Genomic DNA, 5,213 nt, shown 5'->3' on the forward strand with positions numbered 1-5,213 from the left:
GCAGAAGATACGGCTGGGATCGGTCAAACGGGATGAAGCGGCTCATCGCGACACTCTACAGCCTTACCCCTTCACAGGGTACCCCAACCCGACAGGCTGCTAGGCATGTATCTGGTGGTCTATGGGCTGCGCAATGCCGGGCTGACCGACTATCTTGCGACCGCACTGGTCTGGCTCGGTCATCAAGGGACGTTCACGGCCACCATCGGCACCGGCTTTCTAGCGGCTGTTCTGTCGTCCATCATGAACAATATGCCGAGTGTGCTGGTCGGGGCGCTGGCGATCCAGCAGGCTCACGACATCACGCCGCTGACACGCGACCTGATGATCTATGCCAACGTCATCGGCTGCGACCTCGGGCCGAAATTCACGCCCATTGGTAGTCTCGCAACACTGCTGTGGCTGCATGTGCTGGCATCCAAGAATCATCGGGTCACGTGGGGGCAATACATGAAGGTCGGGCTGGCCATCACCCCGCCGGTCCTGCTGGCCACGCTCATCGCGCTGGCCCTGTGGCTGCCCCGGGTCAGCCACCCGTAACGCATGAAGGGAACCGCTCCATGACCGCACCTGACCTGCCCGCCCTGCATCCGGAATATCTCGAACGGGTTGACCTCGCGCGGCTTGAGCCACACCCACGGGTTGACCATCCGCCCCGCATCCTGCTGCTCTATGGCTCGCTGCGACCACGCTCGTTCAGCCGCCTGCTGGTGCTGGAGGCGGAGCGCATCCTGAAAGCCCTCGGCGCGGAAACGCGGATATTCGACCCGACCGGCCTGCCGGTGGCGGATTCCGTACCTGCCACCCATCCGAAGGTGCAGGAACTGCGCGCACTCTCGCTCTGGTCGGAAGGCCAGGTCTGGTGCAGCCCCGAACGGCACGGTAACATAACCGCTGTGTTCAAAAACCAGATCGACTGGTTGCCACTGTCCGAAGGCTCGATCCGTCCGACGCAGGGCCGCACGCTGGCGGTGATGCAGGTCTCAGGCGGATCGCAAAGCTTCAATTCCGTCAATGCCCTGCGGGTTCTGGGCCGATGGATGCGGATGTTCTCCATCCCCAACCAGTCCAGCGTGCCGATGGCCTATACGCAATTCGGTGATGATGACCGGATGAAGCCCTCCCCGCTCTATGACCGCATGGTGGATGTCATGGAGGAACTGATGAAGTTCACATGGCTGCTGCGGGACCGGGCCGATTACCTCGTTGATCGCTATAGCGAGCGCAGGCAGGACCATCGCCCGCCTGAAGCGCGGTGAGGCCGGGACGGGACGGGACGGAACCGTTCAACGTGGTGATTGCGGATGGCGGCCATGCTGCGGGGCCGTAAGCCTGCTACGCTCCAGCCAACGCCAAAGCGGCAACACTTCAGGCTTACCGTATCCGTGATCCTGTGATCTGGATTAATAAACCCCAATCTTCGTGCGACCATCTTGTCGCTTTATCAAAGCTCTTGTAAAAACAAAAAGAAATACTTTGTCATGAACATAGCGTTATGGAATATTTCCAATTGAAAACCTCCATAAACAGTAAAATCCGTCACGATCCACAAGAAACTACCAAGGTTCTTGTGGTCAACACCCTCCTGACGTGAAGACAAACACCGTGTCCTGATTTCGCATATAGCGATCTTCCTATACCGCCTTGATGTGCCTGGGCATCATAGCCTGCTCATGCCGTTGGCCACGGTCGTTCGAGATTACCAGGATAAAAGCAATAGTGGCGGTCACCGATATTGTACCGGCCCACCTGACCGACACCACTACGAAAGGGGTTCACCCCATGTTACCCTTACAGTCGAGTTGCGCCCTGCCTGAGGCTGCCACGTCTCGAAATGGACGGGAAGGCATCTGTCTTGATCATGACCAGTCCTTGCAGCAATGGATCCTTGCATGATGACCGAAACCTGCAAGGTCCTGATGATCTTCCCGCTTTTCAACGCCAATTCATTCTGGAACTACAAGGAAGCCTGCGATCTTGCGGGCGCACGCTATCCGGCGGCCCCCCTTGGCCTGGTCACGGTCGCAGCCCTCCTGCCCCGGGACTGGGAAGTCCGGTTGGTCAACCGCAATACCGAAGACCTTGTGGATGCCGATTACGACTGGGCCGACATGGTCATGACCGGCGGCATGCTGCCGCAGCGCAATGATGCGCTGCACATCATCGAGACCTGCCGCGCGCGCGGCAAGCCGGTGGTGGTGGGTGGCCCCGACGTGACCTCTAGCCCATCGCTTTACAGCGCCGCCAATTTTCAGGTACTGGGCGAGGCCGAGGAAATCATGGATGATTTCGTCGCGGCCTGGCGCAGCGGTGCGCGGCAGGGCGTGTTTGAAGCACCAATGGGCAAGACGGATGTTACAAAAAGTCCGTTGCCGCGCTTTGATCTGCTCAAGCTTGACCAGTACCTACATGTTGGCATCCAGTTCTCGCGTGGGTGTCCGTTCAGTTGCGAGTTCTGCGACATCATTGAACTCTATGGCCGAGTGCCGCGCACCAAGACCAATGCGCAGGTCATGGCCGAACTCGATGCCCTGTACGCGCTTGGCTATCGCGGACATGTGGATTTTGTCGATGACAACCTGATTGGCAACAAGAAGGCGCTCAAGAAATTCCTGCCCGACCTGAAACGCTGGCAGAACGAGAAGAACTTTCCATTCGAGTTCTCGACCGAGGCATCGATCAACCTTGCCGATGATGCCGACCTGCTGCGCAGCCTGGCCGATACCAATTTCTTCGCCATATTCGTCGGCATCGAAAGCCCGGATACAGACTCCCTCGTGCTGATGCAGAAAAAGCAGAACACGCGGCGCAGCCTGCAGCAGAGCATCGAGACAATCCACAAGGCCGGGATTTTCGTCAATGCGGGCTTCATCGTGGGTTTCGACAGCGAAAAGGGCAGTGTCGCCCAGGGCATGATCGACTGTATCGAGGATACGTCCATCCCAGTCTGCATGGTCGGCCTGCTTTACGCCCTGCCCACGACGCAGCTGACGCGGCGCCTGCTGGCGGAAGGCCGCCTTTTTTCCGGCAGTGAACAGACGCAGTCGGGCGACCAATGCACGGCGGGGCTGAATTTCGAGACAAAACGCCCGCGTCGCGACGTGCTGAACGATTACAGGACGGTGCTTGCGGCCATCTATGACCCAGTCGCCTATTTCGGCCGCGTGCGCAGGCTGGGCCGGATGCTCGGGCGCAAGCGCGCGCACCGGATGATAAAGGGTGATTTGCGCAGCTTTGTCCGGCTCATGTTCCGCATCCACCGTGCGGGGCCGGGAACGGCCGGGCAGTTCTGGCGCATGATGCTGGACTGCGCCCTGCATAACCCGCGCGCGCTGCCCTATGTGGTGATGACAAGCGCGCTTTACCTGCATCTTGGCCCGTTTTCACGCCAGGTCATTGCCGAGATCGACCGCGAGATCGCGGATGTGGAACAGGGCCGCTGGCATGTGCCGCCCGTTGTACGTCATGTCAAGGCAGAACTCGTGCCAGCCTAAACCGTGTTAAGGGAAGATGAAGGAGTATGCATGATGTACAATAAAGGCGCTAATATGCATTGCCTGTTAAAGCGCATTTCGTATAAATTCCGACATAACGAAGCTATTCCACTTATCAAAATATATATTGAATTAATGAAAAGAATTGTTCAATAAATAATTTGTTTTAGATTTTATTATACGATATTTTTTCGAAAAATGAGGCGCATCTGGCATAATCATCATATATGGTTACATACAATCATATTATTGAAAACCTGCTCTTTTGCATATGCCCAGCCTGTTCCCGTAAGCGTGCTGAGCGCGGGCGTTACGCCACAGCAGAATATTCCCGACCATATTGACCCGCGCACCCATCTGTCCGGCAACTGGGGCGGAATACGGAACTGGCTGCTGGCACAGGGAATTGATATCCGTATATCGGATACCAATGAATTCTGGTCCAACCCGGTGGGGGGCGCGCAGGCATCCAGCAACTACATCGGGTCCGCCGCGGTTGAAATGGTGACGGATCTGCACACCCTGACGGGCCTGCCACTGGGTACATTTGACATCAGCGCCATGGAAATCCGTGGGCGACCATTCAGTAATACGCCCCTGTATGTTTTCAACCAGACATCGAATATCGAAGCGGATGATAACGGGCGGCTATATGAACTGTGGTACAGCCAGAAATTCATGGGAGAACGCCTGGCCTTCCGGATTGGCAAGCTGGATCTCGGGCATGACTTCATGGTCAGCAGCGTCGGGCTGAACTTCCTCAACGCGTCCTTTTCCTGGCCCATCATGCCCGATAATGACCTGTATGACCAAGGCCCCGTCTCCCCCGTGGCCACGCCTGCGATACGGTTGCGCTATACCCTGTCCCCACACTGGAATTTCCTGTTCGCGGCAGCCGATGACAATCCTGTGGGCGGCCCCTTCATCAACGCGAAGGACCCGTGGAACCAAAACCGCGACCCCGGTGGCACGCGCTTCAGTTTCCGCACGGGCGCTCTTTTCTTCGGGGAGGTCCAGTACCGGCGGACCCTGTACGGAAGGCAGGGCACATATAAACTTGGCGGTTACTTTGATACCGGACGCTTTCCCGACCAGTCCGATCTCAGAAAAAACCATAAAACCAACTGGGCCGTCTACGCCATTGCGGATCAGACGCTGCAGCATTTCGGGCGAATAACGGAGCTTGACGCTTTCATTCGGGGGAACTGGACAGCGGACACCGACCGCAACCAGATCGTCTATGCCGCAGATGCTGGGTTGTCCCTGAAGGGGCCGTTTGGACGTGCAGGCGACATGGCGGGGTTTGGTGCGGGCCTGGGGGCGGCTAGTCCCTATCTTGCCCAGGCGGACCGGCGTTCTGGCCTGCCCATGCAGGGCACCGAATATCATCTGGAGTTGACCTATCAGATCCCAATCACGCCATGGTTCATGCTTCAGCCTGATATTCAGGGCATCATATCGCCCAGTGGTGGTGTTCTCGATAATAAAGGGCAGCATGTGCATGACGAAGCCATCTTCGGTCTGCATAGCAGCGTAACATTCTGAACCACTCTGTACAAGGTTTTTTTGAAAAGATCCGACCAGACTGTGTTGTCCCGCCTTTTCATTCCAGGTTCATCTAGCAGCCTGTCGGGTTGGGCATTTTGCGGCTGATAACGCCGAGGCTGACCCGGCTTATGCTGCCTGAAGCCGTGCCATTCTTTTGCAGTTGTATGCGAG

Annotated in this window: 3 protein-coding genes and 1 pseudogene; all 4 read left to right on the forward strand. The window is 57.1% G+C overall.

Annotated features, from left to right (window positions below; genetic code table 11):
* Window positions 1-99: 99 nt before the first annotated feature.
* A pseudogene (locus CDI09_RS17025) lies at window positions 100-540 on the forward strand (ArsB/NhaD family transporter); the annotation flags it as partial.
* A 20-nt stretch (window positions 541-560) separates the two neighbouring features.
* Window positions 561-1,259, forward strand: a complete 699-nt coding sequence (arsH, locus tag CDI09_RS17030) for an arsenical resistance protein ArsH (protein ID WP_025440177.1) — start codon at window positions 561-563, stop codon at window positions 1,257-1,259.
* 633 nt (window positions 1,260-1,892) lie between these two features.
* Window positions 1,893-3,494 carry a B12-binding domain-containing radical SAM protein gene (locus CDI09_RS17035; RefSeq protein ID WP_025440176.1) on the forward strand — a complete coding sequence of 534 codons (1,602 nt, stop codon included), beginning with the start codon at window positions 1,893-1,895 and terminating at the stop codon, window positions 3,492-3,494.
* A 249-nt stretch (window positions 3,495-3,743) separates the two neighbouring features.
* Window positions 3,744-5,039: a carbohydrate porin gene (locus CDI09_RS17040; protein WP_025440175.1), complete on the forward strand. Its 1,296-nt coding sequence runs from the start codon at window positions 3,744-3,746 to the stop codon at window positions 5,037-5,039.
* The last annotated feature ends 174 nt before the right edge of the window (window positions 5,040-5,213 follow it).

It is taken from the genome of Komagataeibacter nataicola (assembly GCF_003207795.1).
Taxonomy (GTDB): Bacteria; Pseudomonadota; Alphaproteobacteria; order Acetobacterales; family Acetobacteraceae; genus Komagataeibacter; species Komagataeibacter nataicola.

What these genes read in the sequence shown, in the direction of transcription:
- arsH (WP_025440177.1), top strand. Translation starts at nt 561, where the DNA reads ATGACCGCACCTGACCTGCCCGCCCTGCATCCGGAATATCTCGAACGG.
- CDI09_RS17035 (WP_025440176.1), top strand. Translation starts at nt 1,893, where the DNA reads ATGATGACCGAAACCTGCAAGGTCCTGATGATCTTCCCGCTTTTCAAC.